General features: G+C 71.3%; 14 protein-coding genes. 8 read left to right on the forward strand and 6 right to left on the reverse strand.

Translation table 11 applies throughout. The features are described 5' to 3' along the window. The first annotated feature begins 8 nt into the window (after positions 1 to 8). Genes tkt through pgl form a run of 5 tightly spaced genes read left to right on the forward strand, consistent with a single transcriptional unit; the run spans position 9 to position 6638 of the window. Entirely contained in the window at positions 9 to 2096 is a 2088-nt protein-coding gene (gene tkt, locus ACFY9E_RS31520; RefSeq protein WP_390989652.1) for a transketolase, read from the forward strand. Positions 2097 to 2130: 34 nt separating this feature from the next. Further along, a complete protein-coding gene (gene tal / locus ACFY9E_RS31525; RefSeq protein WP_390989654.1) occupies positions 2131 to 3249 on the forward strand; it encodes a transaldolase in 1119 nt (372 codons plus the stop codon). Between the two features lie 4 nt (positions 3250 to 3253). Further along, on the forward strand, positions 3254 to 4777 hold the full coding sequence (zwf, locus tag ACFY9E_RS31530; RefSeq protein WP_390989656.1) for a glucose-6-phosphate dehydrogenase: 1524 nt from the start codon (positions 3254 to 3256) through the stop codon (positions 4775 to 4777). Then, complete coding sequence (opcA, locus tag ACFY9E_RS31535; RefSeq protein ID WP_390989658.1) at positions 4774 to 5856, forward strand: glucose-6-phosphate dehydrogenase assembly protein OpcA; 1083 nt, start codon at positions 4774 to 4776, stop codon at positions 5854 to 5856. Before zwf ends, opcA begins: the two co-directional genes overlap by 4 nt. Further along, positions 5853 to 6638 carry a 6-phosphogluconolactonase gene (gene pgl, locus ACFY9E_RS31540; RefSeq protein ID WP_390989660.1) on the forward strand — a complete coding sequence of 262 codons (786 nt, stop codon included), beginning with the start codon at positions 5853 to 5855 and terminating at the stop codon, positions 6636 to 6638. The genes opcA and pgl overlap by 4 nt, the downstream gene beginning before the upstream one ends. A 77-nt stretch (positions 6639 to 6715) precedes the next feature. Here pgl and ACFY9E_RS31545 read toward each other — a convergent pair whose 3' ends face one another. The 5 genes from ACFY9E_RS31545 to ACFY9E_RS31565 form a co-directional block, all read right to left on the reverse strand. Beyond that, positions 6716 to 7555, reverse strand: coding sequence for an ABC transporter permease subunit (locus tag ACFY9E_RS31545; RefSeq protein WP_390989662.1), 840 nt, complete (start codon positions 7553 to 7555; stop codon positions 6716 to 6718). Beyond that, complete coding sequence (locus tag ACFY9E_RS31550; RefSeq protein WP_390989663.1) at positions 7552 to 8913, reverse strand: ABC transporter permease subunit; 1362 nt, start codon at positions 8911 to 8913, stop codon at positions 7552 to 7554. The genes ACFY9E_RS31545 and ACFY9E_RS31550 overlap by 4 nt, the downstream gene beginning before the upstream one ends. A 6-nt stretch (positions 8914 to 8919) precedes the next feature. Further along, positions 8920 to 10245, reverse strand: coding sequence for an extracellular solute-binding protein (locus tag ACFY9E_RS31555; protein WP_390989665.1), 1326 nt, complete (start codon positions 10243 to 10245; stop codon positions 8920 to 8922). A 37-nt stretch (positions 10246 to 10282) separates the two neighbouring features. After that, complete coding sequence (locus ACFY9E_RS31560) at positions 10283 to 11938, reverse strand: alpha-amylase family glycosyl hydrolase (RefSeq protein WP_390989667.1); 1656 nt, start codon at positions 11936 to 11938, stop codon at positions 10283 to 10285. Positions 11939 to 12098: 160 nt separating this feature from the next. Further along, positions 12099 to 13370: an extracellular solute-binding protein gene (locus ACFY9E_RS31565; RefSeq protein WP_390989669.1), complete on the reverse strand. Its 1272-nt coding sequence runs from the start codon at positions 13368 to 13370 to the stop codon at positions 12099 to 12101. 122 nt (positions 13371 to 13492) lie between these two features. Here ACFY9E_RS31565 and ACFY9E_RS31570 point away from each other — a divergent pair, with 122 nt between their 5' ends. From ACFY9E_RS31570 to ACFY9E_RS31580, 3 genes are read left to right on the forward strand one after another with little or no spacing between them, the layout of a single operon-like run. Next, on the forward strand, positions 13493 to 14008 hold the full coding sequence (locus ACFY9E_RS31570; RefSeq protein WP_390989671.1) for a helix-turn-helix transcriptional regulator: 516 nt from the start codon (positions 13493 to 13495) through the stop codon (positions 14006 to 14008). After that, on the forward strand, positions 14005 to 14763 hold the full coding sequence (locus tag ACFY9E_RS31575; protein ID WP_390989673.1) for an ATP-binding cassette domain-containing protein: 759 nt from the start codon (positions 14005 to 14007) through the stop codon (positions 14761 to 14763). Before ACFY9E_RS31570 ends, ACFY9E_RS31575 begins: the two co-directional genes overlap by 4 nt. A 39-nt stretch (positions 14764 to 14802) precedes the next feature. Next, positions 14803 to 17085, forward strand: coding sequence for an FtsX-like permease family protein (locus tag ACFY9E_RS31580; protein ID WP_390989674.1), 2283 nt, complete (start codon positions 14803 to 14805; stop codon positions 17083 to 17085). Between the two features lie 11 nt (positions 17086 to 17096). Here ACFY9E_RS31580 and ACFY9E_RS31585 read toward each other — a convergent pair whose 3' ends face one another. Next, positions 17097 to 18011 carry a hypothetical protein gene (locus ACFY9E_RS31585; RefSeq protein WP_390989676.1) on the reverse strand — a complete coding sequence of 305 codons (915 nt, stop codon included), beginning with the start codon at positions 18009 to 18011 and terminating at the stop codon, positions 17097 to 17099. Between the last annotated feature and the right edge of the window lie 81 nt (positions 18012 to 18092).

Consider the following 18092-nt stretch of genomic DNA (forward strand, 5'->3'; position numbering starts at 1 on the left):
GACCCAGGGTGAGCACCAAGCCGACCACCACAGACCTCGAGTGGACCGAGTTGGACCAGCGGGCCGTCGACACCGCGCGTGTCCTGGCCGCCGATGCCGTACAGAAGGTCGGTAACGGCCATCCGGGTACGGCGATGAGCCTGGCACCTGCCGCCTACACCCTCTTCCAGAAGGTGATGCGGCACGACCCGGCGGACGCCGACTGGGTCGGGCGGGACCGCTTCGTGCTGTCCGCCGGCCACTCGTCCCTGACCCTCTACACCCAGCTGTACCTGGCCGGCTTCGGCCTGGAGCTGGACGATCTGAAGTCCTTCCGCACCTGGGGCTCGAAGACCCCCGGTCACCCCGAGTACGGGCACACGACCGGTGTGGAGACGACGACCGGCCCGCTCGGCCAGGGTGTCGCCAACGCGGTGGGCATGGCGATGGCCGCCCGCTACGAGCGCGGTCTGTTCGACCCGGAGGCCGCCGAGGGCGAGTCCCCCTTCGACCACTTCATCTACTGCATCGCCGGTGACGGCTGCCTCCAGGAGGGCATCTCCGCCGAGGCGTCCTCCCTCGCGGGCCACCAGAAGCTCGGCAACCTGATCCTGCTGTGGGACGACAACCACATCTCGATCGAGGGTGACACCGAGACGGCCGTGTCCGAGGACACGGTGAAGCGGTACGAGGCCTACGGCTGGCACGTGCAGCGCGTGGAGCCGCAGGAGAACGGCGACCTGGACCCGGCCGCGATCTTCGAGGCGGTCCAGAAGGCCAAGGCCGTCACGGACCGGCCGTCGTTCATCGCGATGCGCTCGATCATCGCCTGGCCGGCCCCGAACGCGCAGAACACCGAGGCCGCGCACGGCTCGGCGCTGGGCGACGACGAGGTCGCGGCGACCAAGCGGGTCATGGGCTTCGACCCGGAGCAGAGCTTCGAGGTCTCCGACGAGGTCATCACGCACACCCGCAGGGCGCTGGAGCGGGGCCAGGCGGCCCGCGCGGTGTGGGAGAAGGCGTACCAGCAGTGGCGGGACAACAACCCCGAGCGCGCCGCGGAGTACGACCGCGTCGCCAAGGGTGAGCTGCCCACCGGCTGGGAGGAGAAGATCCCGGTCTTCGAGGTCGGCAAGGGCGTGGCCACGCGTGCCGCCTCCGGCAAGATCCTCCAGGCGCTCGGCGGAGTCATCCCCGAGCTGTGGGGCGGCTCGGCCGACCTGGCCGGCTCCAACAACACCACCATCGACAAGACCAGCTCCTTCCTCCCGGCGGACAACCCGCTGCCGGAGGCGGACCCGTACGGCCGCACGATCCACTTCGGTATCCGCGAGCACGCGATGGCCGCCGAGATGAACGGCATCGCGCTGCACGGCAACACCCGGATCTACGGTGGCACGTTCCTGGTCTTCTCCGACTACATGCGCAACGCGGTGCGGCTGTCGGCGCTGATGCACCTGCCGGTGACGTACGTGTGGACGCACGACTCCATCGGCCTCGGCGAGGACGGCCCGACCCACCAGCCGGTCGAGCACCTCGCCTCGCTGCGCGCGATCCCGGGCCTGAACGTCGTGCGCCCGGCCGACGCGAACGAGACCGCCATCGCCTGGCGCGAGATCCTCAAGCGCTGGACCAAGGAGTTCGGCAAGGGCCAGCCGCACGGCCTGGCGCTGACCCGGCAGGGCGTGCCGACGTACGAGCCCAACGAGGACGCGGCCAAGGGCGGTTACGTCCTGTTCGAGGCCGAGGGTGGCGAACCCGAGGTGATCCTCATCGGGACCGGCTCGGAGGTGCACGTCGCCGTCGAGGCGCGCGAGCAGCTCCAGGGCGCCGGCGTGCCCACGCGCGTCGTGTCCATGCCGTCCGTGGAGTGGTTCGAGCAGCAGGACCAGGGGTACCGGGACAGCGTCCTGCCGCCGTCCGTCCGGGCCCGTGTCGCGGTGGAGGCCGGTATCGGCCTCACCTGGCACAAGTACGTGGGGGACGCCGGCCGCATCGTTTCCCTGGAGCACTTCGGTGCTTCGGCCGACGGCAAGGTGCTCTTCCGCGAGTTCGGCTTCACCGCCGAGAACGTGGCCGCCGCCGCGCGGGAATCGATCGCCGCAGCCCAGCGCTGACGCTCATATACGACACGTAGGAGATGGAATTTCCATGACAGACGCACTCAAGCGCCTCTCCGAGGAAGGCGTGGCGATCTGGCTGGACGACCTGTCGCGCAAGCGGATCACGTCCGGCAACCTCGCCGAGCTGATCGACCAGCAGCACGTCGTGGGCGTCACCACCAACCCGTCGATCTTCCAGAAGGCGATCTCGCAGGGTGACGGCTACGACACGCAGCTGACCGACCTCGCCGCCCGCGAGGTCACGGTCGAAGAGGCCATCCGCATGATCACGACGGCGGACGTCCGTGACGCCGCCGACGTGCTGCGCCCGGTCTTCGACGCCACCGGCGGCAAGGACGGCCGGGTCTCGATCGAGGTCGACCCCCGCCTGGCGCACAACACGCGGGCGACGGTCGCCGAGGCCAAGCAGCTCGCCTGGCTGGTGGACCGGCCCAACACGCTCATCAAGATCCCGGCGACCGAGGCGGGCATCCCGGCCATCGCCGAGACCATCGGCCTGGGCATCAGCGTCAACGTCACGCTGATCTTCTCGCTGGAGCGCTACCGCCTGGTCATGGACGCGTTCCTGACCGGCCTGGAGAAGGCCAAGGAGCGCGGCCTGGACCTGTCGCAGATCCACTCCGTGGCGTCGTTCTTCGTGTCCCGCGTGGATACCGAGATCGACAAGCGGATCGACGCGCTGGGCACCGACGAGGCCAAGGCGCTGCGTGGCAAGGCCGCCGTCGCCAACGCCCGTCTGGCCTACCAGGCGTACGAGGAGGTCTTCTCCTCGGACCGCTGGAACGCGCTGGAGAAGGCGGGCGCCAACAAGCAGCGTCCGCTGTGGGCGTCGACCGGCGTGAAGGACAAGGCGTACAGCGACACCATGTACGTCACCGACCTGGTCGCGCCGAACACGGTGAACACCATGCCCGAGGCGACCCTGTTCGCCACCGAGGACCACGGCGAGATCACCGGCAACACCGTCGCCGGCACCTACGAGCAGGCCCGGGCCGACCTCGACGCGGTCGAGAAGCTCGGGATCAAGTACGACGACGTGGTCCGGCTGCTGGAGGAGGAGGGCGTCGAGAAGTTCGAGGCGTCCTGGACCGACCTGCTGAAGTCGACCGAGGCCGAGCTCAAGCGCCTCGCCCCTTCGGAGGGCTGAACAGGTGTCGAGCAGCAACCCGCTGCGTGACCCCGCGGACCGACGGCTCCCGCGTATCGCGGGGCCGTCGGGCCTGGTCATCTTCGGCGTCACGGGCGACCTGTCCCGCAAGAAGCTCATGCCCGCCGTGTACGACCTCGCCAACCGGGGTCTGCTGCCGCCGGGCTTCTCGCTGGTGGGCTTCGCCCGCCGCGAGTGGGCGCACGAGGACTTCGCGCAGGAAGTGCACGACGCGGTCAAGGAGCACGCCCGCACGCCCTTCCGCGAGGAGGTCTGGCAGCAGCTCATCCAGGGCATGCGCTTCGTGCAGGGCACCTTCGACGACGACGACGCGTTCGAGCGGCTGCGCTCCACGATCGACGAGCTCGACAAGGCACAGGGCACGGGCGGCAACTTCGCCTTCTACCTCTCGGTTCCGCCGTCGGCCTTCCCGGTGGTCATCCAGCAGCTGAAGAAGCACCAGCTGGCCGACCAGACGGGCGGCTCCTGGCGCCGCGCGGTCATCGAGAAGCCGTTCGGCCACAACCTCGCCTCGGCCGAGGAGCTCAACAAGGTCGTCCACGAGGTCTTCGCCCCGGACCAGGTCTTCCGCATCGACCACTACCTGGGCAAGGAGACCGTCCAGAACATCCTGGCGCTGCGCTTCGCCAACACCATGTTCGAGCCGATCTGGAACCGGTCCTTCGTGGACCACGTGCAGATCACCATGGCCGAGGACATCGGCATCGGCGGCCGGGCCGGCTACTACGACGGCATCGGCGCCGCCCGTGACGTCATCCAGAACCACCTGCTCCAGCTGATGGCCCTGACGGCCATGGAGGAGCCGGCCTCCTTCGACGCGGACGCGCTGGCCGCCGAGAAGACCAAGGTCCTCGGCGCCGTGAAGCTGCCGAAGGACATGGGCCGGGACACCGTGCGCGGCCAGTACTCGGCCGGCTGGCAGGGCGGCGCGAAGGTGATCGGCTATCTCGACGAGGACGGCATCAACGCCTCGTCGAAGACCGACACGTACGCCGCGATCAAGCTGGAGATCGACAACCGCCGCTGGGCGGGCGTCCCCTTCTACCTGCGCACCGGCAAGCGGCTGGGCCGCCGGGTGACGGAGATCGCGGTCGTCTTCCAGCGGGCCCCGCACTCCCCCTTCGACTCCACCGCCACCGAGGAGCTGGGTTCCAACGCGATCGTCATCCGCGTCCAGCCGGACGAGGGCGTGACGGTCCGCTTCGGCTCGAAGGTGCCGGGCACGTCGATGGAGATCCGGGACGTGTCGATGGACTTCGCCTACGGCGAGTCCTTCACGGAGTCCAGCCCGGAGGCGTACGAGCGTCTCATCCTGGATGTTCTGCTCGGTGACTCGAACCTCTTCCCGCGCACCGAGGAGGTCGAGCTGTCCTGGAAGATCCTCGACCCGATCGAGGAGTACTGGGACAAGAACGGCAAGCCCGCCCAGTACCAGGCCGGTACCTGGGGGCCCGTCGAGGCGGACGAAATGCTCGAGCGACACGGACGGAGCTGGCGCCGGCCATGAAGATAGACCTGACGGACACCACGGCCAGCAAGGTCAACAAGGCGCTGGTGCAGGGCCGCCGGGCGATCGGCACCCCGGCGGTCGGCATGGTGCTCACGCTGGTCATCGTGACGGACGAGGAGAACGCCTACGACGCGCTGAAGGCCGCGAACGACGCCTCGCACGAGCATCCCGCCCGCACGCTCGTGGTCATCAAGCGCGTCTCCCGTTCGCCCCGCGACCGTACGCAGTCCCGTCTCGACGCGGAGGTCCGGGTCGGCGCTGACGCGGGTTCCGGCGAGACGGTGGTGCTCCGGCTGTACGGCGAGGTCGTCGACCACGCCCAGTCGGTGGTGCTGCCGCTGCTGCTGCCGGACGCCCCGGTGGTGGTGTGGTGGCCGGTGAACGCGCCGCTCGACCCGGCGAAGGACCCCCTGGGTGCCCTCGCCCAGCGCCGCGTCACCGACACGTACGCCTCCGAGCAGCCGGTACGGGACCTGGCCACCCGGTCCGGGACCTACACCCCCGGCGACACGGACCTGTCCTGGACCCGCATCACGCCCTGGCGCTCCATGCTGGCGGCGGCCCTGGACCAGGTGGCCTGCGAGGTCCGGGCCGTCGAGGTGGAGGGCGAGGAGTTCAACCCGAGCTGTGAGCTGCTGGCGATGTGGCTCGCGGACCGGCTGGACGTCCCCGTGAAGCGCTCGCTGTCCGGCGGCCCCGGCCTGACGGCGGTCCGGATGGACACCAACTGCGGCCCCATCAAGCTGGACCGTGCCGACGGCTCCCTCGCGACGCTCTCCATCGAGGGCCAGCCGGACCGGGCGGTGGCGCTCAAGCGCCGGGAGACCGCCGAGCTGATGGCGGAGGAGCTGCGGCGGCTGGACCCGGACGACACGTACGCGTCCGCCCTGCGCTACGGGGTGGACCGGCTGAAGTCCTCGGGCTCGGTGCCCAAAAGTGAGGGGCGAGCAGGACTCGCCCTCCCCGCTCCCGTCGAAGCGGCTGCGAAAGCACCCGCTGCGGAAGCGACGGCGCAGGCACCGGTGAAGCAGGAACCGCCCGCGCTGGAGCCGGTCCGGAAGGCGGAGGTGAAGTGAGTACGGCACCGCAGCTGGTCGTGCACCGCGACAAGGAGCTGATGGCGCAGGCCGCGGCGGCCCGGCTGATCACCAGGATCGTGGACGCGCAGGCCTCCCGGGGCTCGGCGTCCGTGGTCCTGACGGGCGGCCGCAACGGCAACGGCCTGCTGGCCGCCCTGGCCGCGGCGCCCGCCCGGGACGCGATCGACTGGAGCCGGCTCGACCTCTGGTGGGGTGACGAGCGGTTCCTGCCCGAGGGGGACCCGGACCGCAACGTCACCCAGGCGAGGGAGGCTCTCCTCGACTCGGTGCCGCTCGACCCGAAGCGGGTGCACGCGATGCCCGCGTCGGACGGCCCCTACGGCACCGACGTGGACGCGGCGGCCGCCGCGTACGCGGAGGAGCTGGCAGCGGCGGCGGGCCCGGAGAACCACGGGCCCGTGCCCACGTTCGACGTGCTGATGCTGGGCGTGGGCCCGGACACGCACGTCGCGTCGCTGTTCCCGGAACTGCCGGCGGTCAGGGAGACCGACCGCACGGTGGTCGGCGTCCACGGCGCGCCCAAGCCGCCGCCGACCCGGGTGACGCTGACCCTGCCGGCGATCCGTGCGGCTCGTGAGGTGTGGCTGCTGGCCGCCGGCGAGGACAAGGCCGGGGCGGCGGCGATCGCCCTCTCGGGCGCGGGCGAGATCCAGGCCCCGGCGGCGGGCGCGTACGGCCGGAGCCGAACGCTGTGGCTGCTGGACGCCGCCGCGGCTTCCGGGCTGCCGCGTTCCCTGTACCCGCCGGCTTCGGCCTAGGCAGCGCAGAGGGCTCCGCCCCGACCCCCGGCAGGTGGGGTTCGGGGCGGAGCCCTCTCGTCGTGTACGGGCGGCGGCTACTTGACCGACCCCGCCATCACGCCCTGCACGAAGTGCCTCTGGAACGCGAAGAACACGACGACAGGGACGACCAGGGACACGAACGCCCCGGGTGCCAGGACGTCGATGTTGCTGCCGAACTGGCGGATCTGCGACTGGAGTTCCACGGTCAGCGGCTGTGACGCGCTGTCCGCGAACAGCAGTGCCACCAGCATGTCGTTCCACACCCACAGGAACTGGAAGATGGCCAGGGAGGCGATCGCGGGCCGTCCCACGGGCAGGACGAGCCGCGTGAAGATGCGCCACTCGGTGCCGCCGTCCATGCGCGCCGCCTCCAGCATCTCCTTCGGCATCTCGGCGAAGTAGTTCCGCAGCAGGAACACCGCGAAGGGAAGACCGTAGGCCACGTGGAAGAGCACGACGCCGGGGATCGTGCCGAACAGGCCCAGCTGCCCGAAGAGTTTGGCGACCGGCAGCAGACCGATCTGCACCGGCACCACCAGCAGCGCGACCACGACCAGGAAGATCGCCTCCCGCCCGGGGAAGTCCAGCCACGCGAAGGCGTACCCCGCGAGGGCCGCGACCACCACGACCAGCACCGTCGTAGGAACCGATATCAGCACCGTGTTCCAGAACGCCTGGGTGATGCCGGCGTTCCCGAGCAGCGACGAGTAGTTGTCGAGGGACAGCTGCCCGGGGCTGGAGAACACCGTCCACCAGCCGCCCTTCGCCGTGTCCTCGGAGGAGCGCAGCGAGGACAGGAACAGCCCCGCCAGCGGCGTCATCCACACGAGGCCCACCAGGACGAGGAAGGCCTGGACGACCCCGCTGCCCAGTCCGCGCCGAACCGCGTTCATCGCTGCCCCCTTCGGAAACGGCGGACGTTGAACACCATGGCCGGGACGACCAGCAGCAGGAGCAGCACGCCGAGGGCGCTGCCGAGCCCCTGGTTGTTGCCGCCGCCGAACGACACAAGCCACATCTGCGTCGCGAGCACGGTCGCGTCCTCCTGCACGGGCCCGGGGGCGATGATGTAGACGAGGTCGAAGACCTTCATCACGTTGATGACGAGGGTGATGAACACGACCGACAGGACGGGGGCCAGCAGTGGCACCGTGATCCGCCGGAAGATCTGCCACTCGTTCGCGCCGTCCATCCGCGCCGCCTCCAGGGCGTCCCGCGGCAGCGTCGACAGTCCCGCGCCGATCAGCACCATGGCGAAGCCGGTCCAGATCCACAGGTAGGCGCCGATGATCGCCGGGGTGACCAGCGCCGGGCCGAGCCAGGAGACGCCCTCGTAGGGCTGGGCGAAGTTCGACGACGGCAGTTTCACCTGGTAGGAGCCCGATGCGAGGCCCTCGAAGCGGAAGGAACCGTCGGCGGCCGTGGTGGTCGTGGCGATCGTCTCGCCGTCGCGGACCGCCTCGACCTTCATCTCCGGCAGTCCCTTCTCCCCCCGGTCGACCTTGCCCTGCTCCCCTCCCCCGCCGGGCACGAAGTCCAGGTAGACGACCCCGCGCAGTTCGTCGGGGCCGGCCTTCCGCTCCGCCGCCGCGAAGGCGGGCCGGGCGCCGCCGGGCAGGTCGGCGGGCTGGACGCCGACCAGGCCCAGCGTCATCGCGTCCCCGGGGGACGCGCTCGCGCTCGTGCGGTACGAACCGTCCTTGTCCTTCGTCAGGCCCTGGCCGTCACGCGCCCGGGCCGTCGGGTAGGAGGACTCCCCCTTGAAGGCGTCGTGGACGGAGACCACCGCGGCGTTGAGCACGCCCTTGTCGGGGTCCTCGTCGTAGGCGAGCCGGAAGATGATGCCGGCGGCGAGGAAGGAGACCGCCATCGGCATGAAGAGGAGCAGTTTGAAGGCCGTGGCCCAGCGGACCTTCTCCACCAGCACGGCGAGGATCAGTCCGAGGCCGGTGAGCAGGGCCGGGGCGACGACGACCCAGACGGCCGTGTTGCGGACGGCCTTGAGGGTCGCCGGGTCGCGGAACATCTCGGCGTAGTTGTCGCCGCCGACGAAGCTCGTCCCGGAGGCGTCGAAGAAGCTGCGGCCGATGCTGAACAGCACGGGGTAGACGACGAGCGCGCCGAGCAGCAGCAGTGCGGGCAGCACGAACAGCAGGGCGATGATCTTCCCGCGCCGGCGCAGTCGCCGGGTGCGGTCGGCGACCGGGCCGGGCGGTGGGGAGCTCGTGTCCTTCACGAGGGTGGCTGTCATGGCGTATCAGTCCTGGTACGCCTTGGCCGCCGCGGCCTCCAGCTTCGCCGCGGTGCCCTTCGGGTCGGACGGGTCGCGCAGGAAGTCCTGGAGCAGCTTCCACTCGCCGGTGCCCTTCGTGCCGCCGAACGCGGCCGGGGCCTGGTCGGACATGTCGAAGCGGACCGAATCCCCGGCGTCGACGAGGGACTTGGCGGTGGCGCGGGTGACGTCGTCACCGTAGGAGGCGAGGTCGAGCTTCTTGTTCGGGGAGAGGAAGCCGCCCGCCTCGGCCCAGACGGCCGAGGCCTCGGGGGTCGCCAGGTACTCCAGGAGGGCCTGGGCGGCCTTCTGGTTCTTGCCGTCCTTGAGGACGACGGCGGCGTCACCGCCGCTGACGACCGGCGCCTCGCCGCCGCCGACCGCCGGGAACGGGAAGAAGTCGGCGTCCTCGCCGACCTTCTTGCCGAACTGGTCCTTGGCGACGCCCGCGACGAAGTCGCCCTCGTAGACCATGCCGGCATCGGGCTCCGGGCCGAACACCTTCTCCACCGAGCCGGGGAAGTCGGTGTTCAGGGCGCCCTTCTGGCCGCCGGCGATGAGCTGCTTGTCCTTGAAGAGCTTGCCGAGCGTGGTGAGGGCGTCGACGACGGACGCGTCGGTCCACTTCAGCTTGTGGGCGGCGAGGGCGTCGTACTTCTCGGGCCCGGCCTGGGAGAGGTAGACGTTCTCGAACCAGTCGGTGAGGGTCCAGCCGTCCTGACCGGCGACGGAGAACGCGGCGAGACCGGAGTCGGACACGGTCTGCCCGGCCTTCAGCATCTCGTCGTAGCTCTTCGGGGGCTTCACCCCGGCCTGCTCGAGTGCCTCGGGGCTGTACCAGACGGTCGACTTGTGGGCGGCCTTGAAGTACAGGCCGTACAGGGTGCCGTCGACGCTGCCGTACTTCTTCCACACGGGGGCGAACCCCGCGTCGACGGCCTGCTCGGTCTTCTTCGACAGCGGCTTGAGCCAGCCGTTCTGCGCGAACTGCTTGAGCACGCCGACCTGCGGAACCATCACGACGTCGGGGGCGTTGCCGCCCTCGATCTTGCTGCCGACGACGGTGGAGACGTTGTCGCCGGTGGACACGAACTGCGTCTTGGCGCCGGTCTTCTCGGTGAAGGCGTCCAGCACCTTCTGGAAGTTCTTCTGCTCGGTGCCGGACCAGACGCCGGCCACGGTGATCGACTGGCCGCTGAGCGCCTTGTCGCCGCCGCCGGCCGAGACGGGTCCGCCGCCACAGGCGGTCGCGCCGAGCGCCAGGACGAGGGTGGTGCAGCCGGTGAGCAGGGTGGTACGTCGTCGCATCATCGTTGATGTCCCTTCGGGGAGTTGACTTGCGGGGCGTTCAGGTACGGATCCACCAGGCGGCCGTCGAGCCGGAGAGCACTCCGGGCGGGCAGGGGCCGCTGGCGAGCAGGGGGGAGCCGGGGACCGGCGCGGGGGTGGGGGCGGTACCGAAGTTGACGGCGCACACCAGGTCGCCGCGTTCGAAGGCCAGAACGCCGGGCGGGGTGTCCAGCCAGCGCAGCGTGCCCTCGCCCAACTGGGGCAGGGCGGAGCGCAGTTGGAGACCGTCGCGGTACAGGTGCCAGAAGGAGCGGGTGTCGGCGAGGGCGCGGTCGGTGGCGTACTCGGCGAAGTACTCGGGCTGCGGCAGCCACGGCTTGGCGCTCTCCGCGCCCGGGGTGAAGCCGAACGGCGAGGCCTGGCCCGACCAGGGCAGCGGAACCCGGCAGCCGTCGCGGATGCGGGCCCGGCTGCCGGTGCGGCGGAAGATCGGGTCGGTGAGGACGTCGTCGGGCAGGTCCACGACCTCGGGCAGGCCGAGCTCCTCGCCCTGGTAGATGTACGCGGCGCCGGGCAGCGCCAGCATCAGCAGCGCGGCGGCGCGGGCGCGGGCGGCCCCGAGGCCGCTGCCGTCCGTGGCCGGTTCGCCGTAGCGGGTCACGGTGCGGACCTGGTCGTGGTTGTTGAGGACCCAGGTGACCGTCGAGCCGGTGCCGGCGATGTCCTGCATGGCCTCGGAGATGACCTTGCGGAAGGCGTCCGGGTCCCAGGGCGCGCTGAGCAGGTCGAAGAAGAAGGCCTGGTGCAGTTCGTCGGGGCGGACGTAGCGCGCGTGCTCGCGGGCGGTGGGGACGGAGACCTCGCCGACGAGGAGGCGTTCGCAGCCGTCGCGCTCGGTGTACTCCTCGCATATGGAGCGCCAGCGGCGCCACACGTCGTGGACCTCGGGCTGGTTCCAGGCGAGCGGGTTGACCGAGTCGCGGGTGCGGGCGTCGGCCTCCGGGTCGTCGGAGTCGGGCAGCTGCGGGTGCTTGAAGAGGCCGGCGGCGACGTCGATGCGGAAACCGTCGACGCCCCGCTCCAGCCAGAAGCGCAGGATCCGGTCGAACTCCGCGGTGATCTCGGGGTTGCGCCAGTTCCAGTCGGGCTGCTCGGGCGTGAACATGTGCAGGTACCACTGCCCGGGCCGGCCGTCGGGCTCCGTCACCCGGCTCCAGGCGGGGCCGCCGAACATGGCGTGCCAGTTGTTGGGCGGCTCGGAGCCGTCCGGGCCGCGGCCGTCGGCGAAGTGGAAGCGGGCGCGGGCCGGGCTGCCGGGAGCCGAGGTGAGCGCCTCGCGGAACCAGGGGTGCTCGCTGGAGCAGTGGTTCGGGACGATGTCGAGCAGCACCTTGACGCCGAGCCGCCGCGCGGCCCCCACCAGCTGGTCGAACTCGCCGAGGTCGCCGAAGAGCGGGTCGACGTCGCAGTAGTCGGCCACGTCGTAGCCGTGGTCGTGCTGCGGCGAGGGATAGAAGGGGCTCAGCCAGATCCCGTCGACGCCGAGCTTCTTCAGGTACGGCAGTCCGGCCCGGACGCCGGCGAGGTCGCCGACGCCGTCGCCGGTGCTGTCGAGGAAGCTGCGGACGTACACCTGATAGATCACTGCGTCACGCCACCAGTGGTGCCTGTTCAACCCATCGACCTGTCTCTGAGGAGGGCAGCGGTTATGCATGCATGTTAAGTAGGCGTGTCGAGAGGGTGTCAATGAAAAGGCAGAAGCTACCCGCAGGTTGAGGTGCCCTAATCAGGACTTACCGGGCACAATCAAGCAAGATGAGACCCCTGCGTTACCTAACAAGTAAGTAGGGAGACCGCCGCCGAGCGCGTCTGCGTTACCGGCGTGAGACGAGCGCGAGCTCCCGCGCCAGCCGCCGCACCGCCGCCGCGGGCGTCTGGTGCCCCGCCATCGCGTCGTGCACGACCGCCTGCACGACCAGACTCACCTGGTCGTAGCGCGGGCTCTTGGGGCGCGGCTCGGCCGCGAGGACGCTCGTGCGCAGGGTCGGCAGGTACGGGAACCGGCGGATGAGCGCGGGGTCCTTGTAGAGATCGGCCCGTACGGGCGGCAGCGCGCCGCGGGTGAGGACCTGGCGCTGGACGCGCTCGCTGGTGAGGTACGCGATCAGGCGGGCCGCCGAGTCGGGGTGCCGCGTGTGCGCGCTGACGGCCAGGTTGGAGCCGCCGAGGACGCTCGTCCCCGGCCCGTCGGGCCCGGGCAGGGGCACGGCGCCGACCTTCCCGGCGACCTTGGAGCCGGGGGCGGAGGCGCCGACGTAGGCGTACGGCCAGTTCCGCAGGAAGAGCAGCCGGCCGTCCTGGAAGGCCTGCTTGGACTCCTCCTCCTTGTACGTCAGCGCTTCCCTCGGGATCCAGCCCTCGCGCACCCCGCGCGCCAGGAATCCGATGCCCCTGCGAGCCGCCGCCGAGTCGACGGTGACGCGCTCGCCCTCGTCGCCGAGGATCGAGCCGCCCGCCGAGTAGACCGCCTCGGCCGCGTTCACGGTGAGGCCCTCGTAGGGCAGGAACTGTCCGGCGTACCCGTCGAGGCCGTGCTTCGGGGCGATCGTCTTCGCGTACCGCTCCAGCTCCGCCCAGGTGCGCGGCGGCTCGACGCCCTCCTTCGCCAGGACGTCCTTGCGGTACAGGAGCAGGCCGGCGTTGGTGACGTACGGGACGGCGTAGAGCTGCCCGTCGTAGGTCGCCGTGTCCACGACCGGCTGGAGGAAGGTCTTCAGCGGGAAGCGGTCCCGGGGCAGGGGGCGGATCCAGCCCGCCGCGGCGAACTCCGGCGTCCAGTTGACGTCGATGTTGAGCACGTCGAACCGGCTGCGGTCGCCGTCGCGCAGATCGGTGGCCATCTGGGCCTGCGTCTCGTCGGCCGAGTCCGGCAGCTCGACGAGATCGACCTTCTCCCCGGGGTGCGTACGGTTCCAGCCCTCCAGGAGGGGGCCGAGGTACCCGGTGAGGTCTCCGGCGGTGGCCAGGGTGAGCGGCCCCCGGGCGCCCCCGGAGGGCTCGCCCGCCTGCGCTCCGGCGGCGACATACCCGGTCAGGACCACGACGAGAACGAGAAGGCCCCTACCCGCGGCATGGATCCACCGCATAGGTTCCTCCCTGTACACCGGCGCTGGGCACCCTTGCCCGGAATCCGAGGCCATGTATACCTGTTAGGTATGGGCGATACTAGGGCCTGGAGCACATTGGACCAGACAGGAGGACTGCACGCGTGCGCCTGCCCCTCCTGGCCCTCCTCGCCCGCGGGCCCGCCCACGGCTACGAGCTCAAGCAGGACCTTGAGCAACTGCTGGGCTCCGCGTACCCTCAGCCGAACGTCGGCCAGATCTATGTGACCCTCGGCCGCCTCGAGAAGTCGGGACTGATCGAGGGCGAGGACGTGGCACAGTCCAGCCGGCCCAACAAAAAGGTCTACCACCTCACCGAGGCCGGGCGGGAGGCGCTGCGCGCCTGGTTCGAGGCGCCCGAGGACGAGCCGCGGGTACGGGACGAGTTCTTCATGAAACTGGCGCTCGCCCCGCAGACCGGCCTCGCCGAGCAGATCACCCTGATCAACCAGCAGCGGCGCCAGTACCTGAACACCATGCGGCAGCTGTCGAGGCTGGCCGCCGCCGAAGACCGCGACAACCGCATCGCCCACCTGCTGATCGAAGGCGCGATGCTGCACCTGCAGGCCGACCTCGACTGGCTGGAACGGTGCCAGGAAGAGCTGGAGGAGCTGGAGTGAGCGACGACCGCCCCGCTCCTGTGCTGCGCGCCGAGGGGCTGGTGAAGACCCACCACGGCGAGGGCGCGCCCGCCCACGCCGTACGCGGGGTCGACCTGTGCGTCCGGCCCGGCGAGTTCGTGGCGATCACCGGCCCGTCCGGCGCCGGCAAGTCGACACTGCTGCATCTGCTGGGCGGGCTCCAGCGGCCGGACGCGGGCCACATCTGGCTCGACGGCGAGTCCACCGACACCTACAGCGAGGCCCGCTGGGCGATCGAGCGCAGGAAGCGGATCGGGATCGTCTTCCAGTTCTTCAACCTCGTCTCGAACCTGTCCGTCGCCGACAACGTGGAGCTGCCCGCCCTCCTCGCCGGGACCCCGCCGAAGCAGGCGCGCGCCGAGCGGGAGGCGCTGCTGGCCGAGCTGGGCCTGACGGGCAAGGAGCGCAGCATGCCGGGCGAGCTGTCCGGTGGTGAGCAGCAGCGCGTCGCCCTGGCCCGGGCCCTGGTCAACCACCCGCCGCTGCTGCTGGCGGACGAGCCCGCCGGCAGCCTCGACAGCAAGGGCACCCGCGAGGTGATGCGGTTGCTGACCCGCTTCCACCAGCGCGGGCAGACGATCGTGCTGGTCACGCATGACGCCCGGCTGGCGAGCGCAGCGGACCGGGTGATCAGCTTCTTCGACGGCCGGATCGCCGACGACGCGGAACTCGACGGCACCGCCACTCCCCCGCGCCGCTCCGGGATATCCGGTGTTTTGGAGCTGAAGGACTGACATGCGGGTGTACGACGATCCCCGGAAGGGCTGACCCGTATGCGAGCCACCCTGCGCTGGGCCCACTCCGATCTGCGCACGCACCGCGGCGAGGCACTGTTCCTCGTCCTCGCCACCGCGGGCATCGTCGCCTCGCTGCTGCTGGCCACGGCCCTGTTCGGCTACGCGACCAACCCCTGGCAGCGCGTCTTCACACAGTCGCACGGCGCACATGTGTGGCTGCACACCGACGCGGCGGCCGACACCGGGAGGCTGGCCGCGCTGGACGGCGTCGACTCTGTTGCCGGTCCCTACCCCACCGCCTCCACCACGGTCTCCTCGCGCGGCAGCCGCGCCTCCGTCGAGCTGCGCGCCACCCCCGAGCGGCCCTCCGTCGGCCGCCCCCCGATCGTCTCCGGCCACTGGCTCGACCCCTCGGCCCCGAACGGCGTGGTCCTGGAGAGCCGCCTCGCCCGCGCCCTGCTGGCCGAGCCCGGCGACACCCTCACGGTGCCCGGAACCGCCCGCGAGCTGACCGTCGTGGGCCTCGCCGACAGCGCCGAGCCGCGCTACCGGCCCGGTGAGCAGCCGGGCCTGGTCTGGGCACTGCCGTCGGCCGTGCCGGACCCCGGCGGCCAGGTGATCGGGCTGCGGCTGACGGACCCGGGCGACACCTCCTACCTCGTCCAGCGTGCCGTGACCGTGCTGGGGTCCGGGGCGATCGGCGAGGTCTCCACCTGGCAGCAGGCTCGCGCCGAGGCGCAGGGCGACAACCGGCTGCTCGGTCAGGTGCTGGGCCTGTTCGGGCTGGGCGCGCTGGTCGCGGCCGGGTTCGCCGTGCACGGGGCGATCGGCACCCGTATCCGCGGCCACCTGAGGGACCTCTCCGTCCTGAAGGCCATCGGCTTCACCCCCGGCCAGGTGGTCCGGATCTTCCTGCTCCAGCACCTCGCGTACGCCCTGCTGGGCGCCGTGGCCGCCGCCGGTCTCGCCGAGGCCCTGGGCAGCCGGATCCCCGGGCGGCTCGGGGACGCGGTGGGCGTGTGGCAGGGGCTGCCCGGACACACCGTGGCGCTGCTCGTGGTCCCCGCGGGCGCGGTGCTGTTCATCGGCGCGACCACCGGGCTGGCCGCCTGGCGGGCCGGGCGCGTGCCGCCGGTGCCGGTGCCGAGGCCGGCCGCGACCTCGGGCGGGCGGCTGTCCGGCGTGGCACGCCGGGCCCTGGGAGTGCGCGTCCCGCCCGCGCTGGTGCTGGGCTGGCACAAGGCGTTCACCCGCCGCCCCCGGTCCCTGGCCACCGTCGCCCGCCTGGCGCTGCCGCTGCTGCTGATCGTGGTGGCGATGAGCGCCTGGACCACTATCGACCGCTTCCACAGCGAGCCCGAGCGCATCGGCCTGCCCACCACGCTCAGCGTCCGCGCCGACACCGGCCGCGGCGAGGAGCAGACCCGTACACTGCTGGAACGCGACCCGGAGGTGGCCGCCGCCTACCCGGGCGTCGAGACGGCCGCCCTGGTGCCCGGCCAGACGGCGACCATCGCACTGCGTGGCCTCGGCACCGACCAGGACCCCTACCCGTACACCCTCGCCGAGGGCCGCCCCGCCCGCGGCGCCGACGAGGCCGTGGCCGGGCAGGGGCTGCTCGACCTGCTGGACGTACGGGTCGGCGACTGGGTCCGGATGACCGTCGGCGACCAGCCGCAGATCCTGCACATCGTGGGCCGCAGCATCGAGCCGGAGAACGCCGGCCGGGTCATCTCCACGTCCCTCGACACGCTCCGCGCGAACGACCCCGCACTCGGCCCCACCCTCTACGAGCTCCGCCTGGACCCCGGCGCCGACCCGCGGGAGGTCGCCGACCGGCTCACCACGGCCGGGCGCGGCCACCTCGACGTGCACACGGTGACCAATCCGGCGGACGGGCTGTCCCCGCTGCGCGCGGTCGTGGCCGGGCTGATCGCCGTGCTCGCCCTCATCGGGCTCATCGAGCTGCTGACCGCGATCGGCGGCACCGTCCGCGAGAGCGAACGGGATCTGCTGGCCCTGAAGGCGATCGGCCTGTCTCCCCGGCAGATCACGGCGATCACGGTCACGGCCACCGGCCTCACCGCCCTGGCGGCCGTCCTCGCCGCCACCGCCCTGGGGCTGCCGCTCGCCCACTGGCTGATCGACGCCCAGGGAAGATCCAGCGGCATCGGCGCCGGAATCGCCCAGGGCCCGTCCCCCGTGCTCATGCTGCTGCTCGGCGCGGCAGCGGTGCTCTGCGCGGCGGCCCTGGCCGCCGTGCCCGCCGCGCGGGCGGCACGGCGGCGGCTCGCGGACACGCTGAGCGCCGTGGCCTGACCTCGCGCCGGTCAGCCGCCGTAGGGGTGCTGCGGGGTGTACGTCGGCTGCGGGTGCGGGGCGTACGGGTGCTGCGCGCCCGGCGCATACGGGTGGCCGTACGGGTTCCCCTGCGGGGGCAGGTACGGCGCTCCCGCCGGAGGCATGCCCGGAGGCATCGGCGGGACCGGCCCGGGCGCCGGTGCCAGAGTGGCGGGATGGGCTTTCAGCCGGATCCCGTAGCGCCGCTTGAGCCGCCCCATCTCCAGCAGCGAGATGGCGGTGACCGTCACCGGCGCGCCCAGGATGAAGACGATGCCGAGGGTGAGGCTGAGACCGTGCAGATCGCCGGTGACGAGGTCCGGGATGGCCATCAGCCAGCTGGTCACCACGGCGAGCAGCGGCGGCAGGCACCGGTGCACGGCAGCCGTGCCGAAGAAGTTGCCGGAGACCCGCACCGCTCCGTAGGCCGTGAAGATGAGCATCCACATCATGGTCAGGCCGACCGTCAGGATCATCACCATGCTGCCGGCCGCGTTCGTCGTCCGCACCAGCAACAGCAGCGCCGCGACACAGCCGACGAACAGCAGGAGCAACTTGAGGGAGTTGAGGAGCGGCACCCGCAACTGCCCTACGGTGCCGCCGCGCCGCCAGACCCAGAGCATCGCCCCGACCGTCAGCGGGGTGAGGAAGAGCAGGACGACGGAGGCCGTCATCGCGTTCTCCAGCAGTTCCGTGAAGTCGAAGCCGCCCTCGATGAAAGTGAAGACCCCGAGGGACGCGACCGCCCCGGCGATGACGCGGAGCCTCTTGAGCCGCTCCACCGACGGATCGAGCGGCTGCGGAATCCACGCGGGGTGGAACACCGCCCGCGCCACGTCCTGGGGTTTGAGCAGGGACCGGGCCGTCAGCGTGCCGCCGGTCCAACTTCCGCGTGTGCGTGCCACTTCGCGCTCCCCCGAGCACTCGCCGTGATGATCGACCGGGATTCTACGGGAAGCGGACGGCGCGTTGCCGCCCGCTTTCCG

Source organism: Streptomyces sp. NPDC012466 (assembly GCF_042955215.1).
Lineage (GTDB): Bacteria > Actinomycetota > Actinomycetes > Streptomycetales > Streptomycetaceae > Streptomyces.

Excerpts from the sequence above, each read along its gene's own strand:
- tal (WP_390989654.1), top strand. The coding sequence starts at position 2,131 with ATGACAGACGCACTCAAGCGCCTCTCCGAGGAAGGCGTGGCGATCTGG.
- opcA (WP_390989658.1), top strand. The coding sequence starts at position 4,774 with ATGAAGATAGACCTGACGGACACCACGGCCAGCAAGGTCAACAAGGCG.
- ACFY9E_RS31545 (WP_390989662.1), bottom strand. The coding sequence starts at position 7,555 with ATGAACGCGGTTCGGCGCGGACTGGGCAGCGGGGTCGTCCAGGCCTTC.
- ACFY9E_RS31550 (WP_390989663.1), bottom strand. The coding sequence starts at position 8,913 with ATGACAGCCACCCTCGTGAAGGACACGAGCTCCCCACCGCCCGGCCCG.
- ACFY9E_RS31555 (WP_390989665.1), bottom strand. The coding sequence starts at position 10,245 with ATGATGCGACGACGTACCACCCTGCTCACCGGCTGCACCACCCTCGTC.
- ACFY9E_RS31560 (WP_390989667.1), bottom strand. The coding sequence starts at position 11,938 with ATGCATAACCGCTGCCCTCCTCAGAGACAGGTCGATGGGTTGAACAGG.
- ACFY9E_RS31565 (WP_390989669.1), bottom strand. The coding sequence starts at position 13,370 with ATGCGGTGGATCCATGCCGCGGGTAGGGGCCTTCTCGTTCTCGTCGTG.
- ACFY9E_RS31580 (WP_390989674.1), top strand. The coding sequence starts at position 14,803 with ATGCGAGCCACCCTGCGCTGGGCCCACTCCGATCTGCGCACGCACCGC.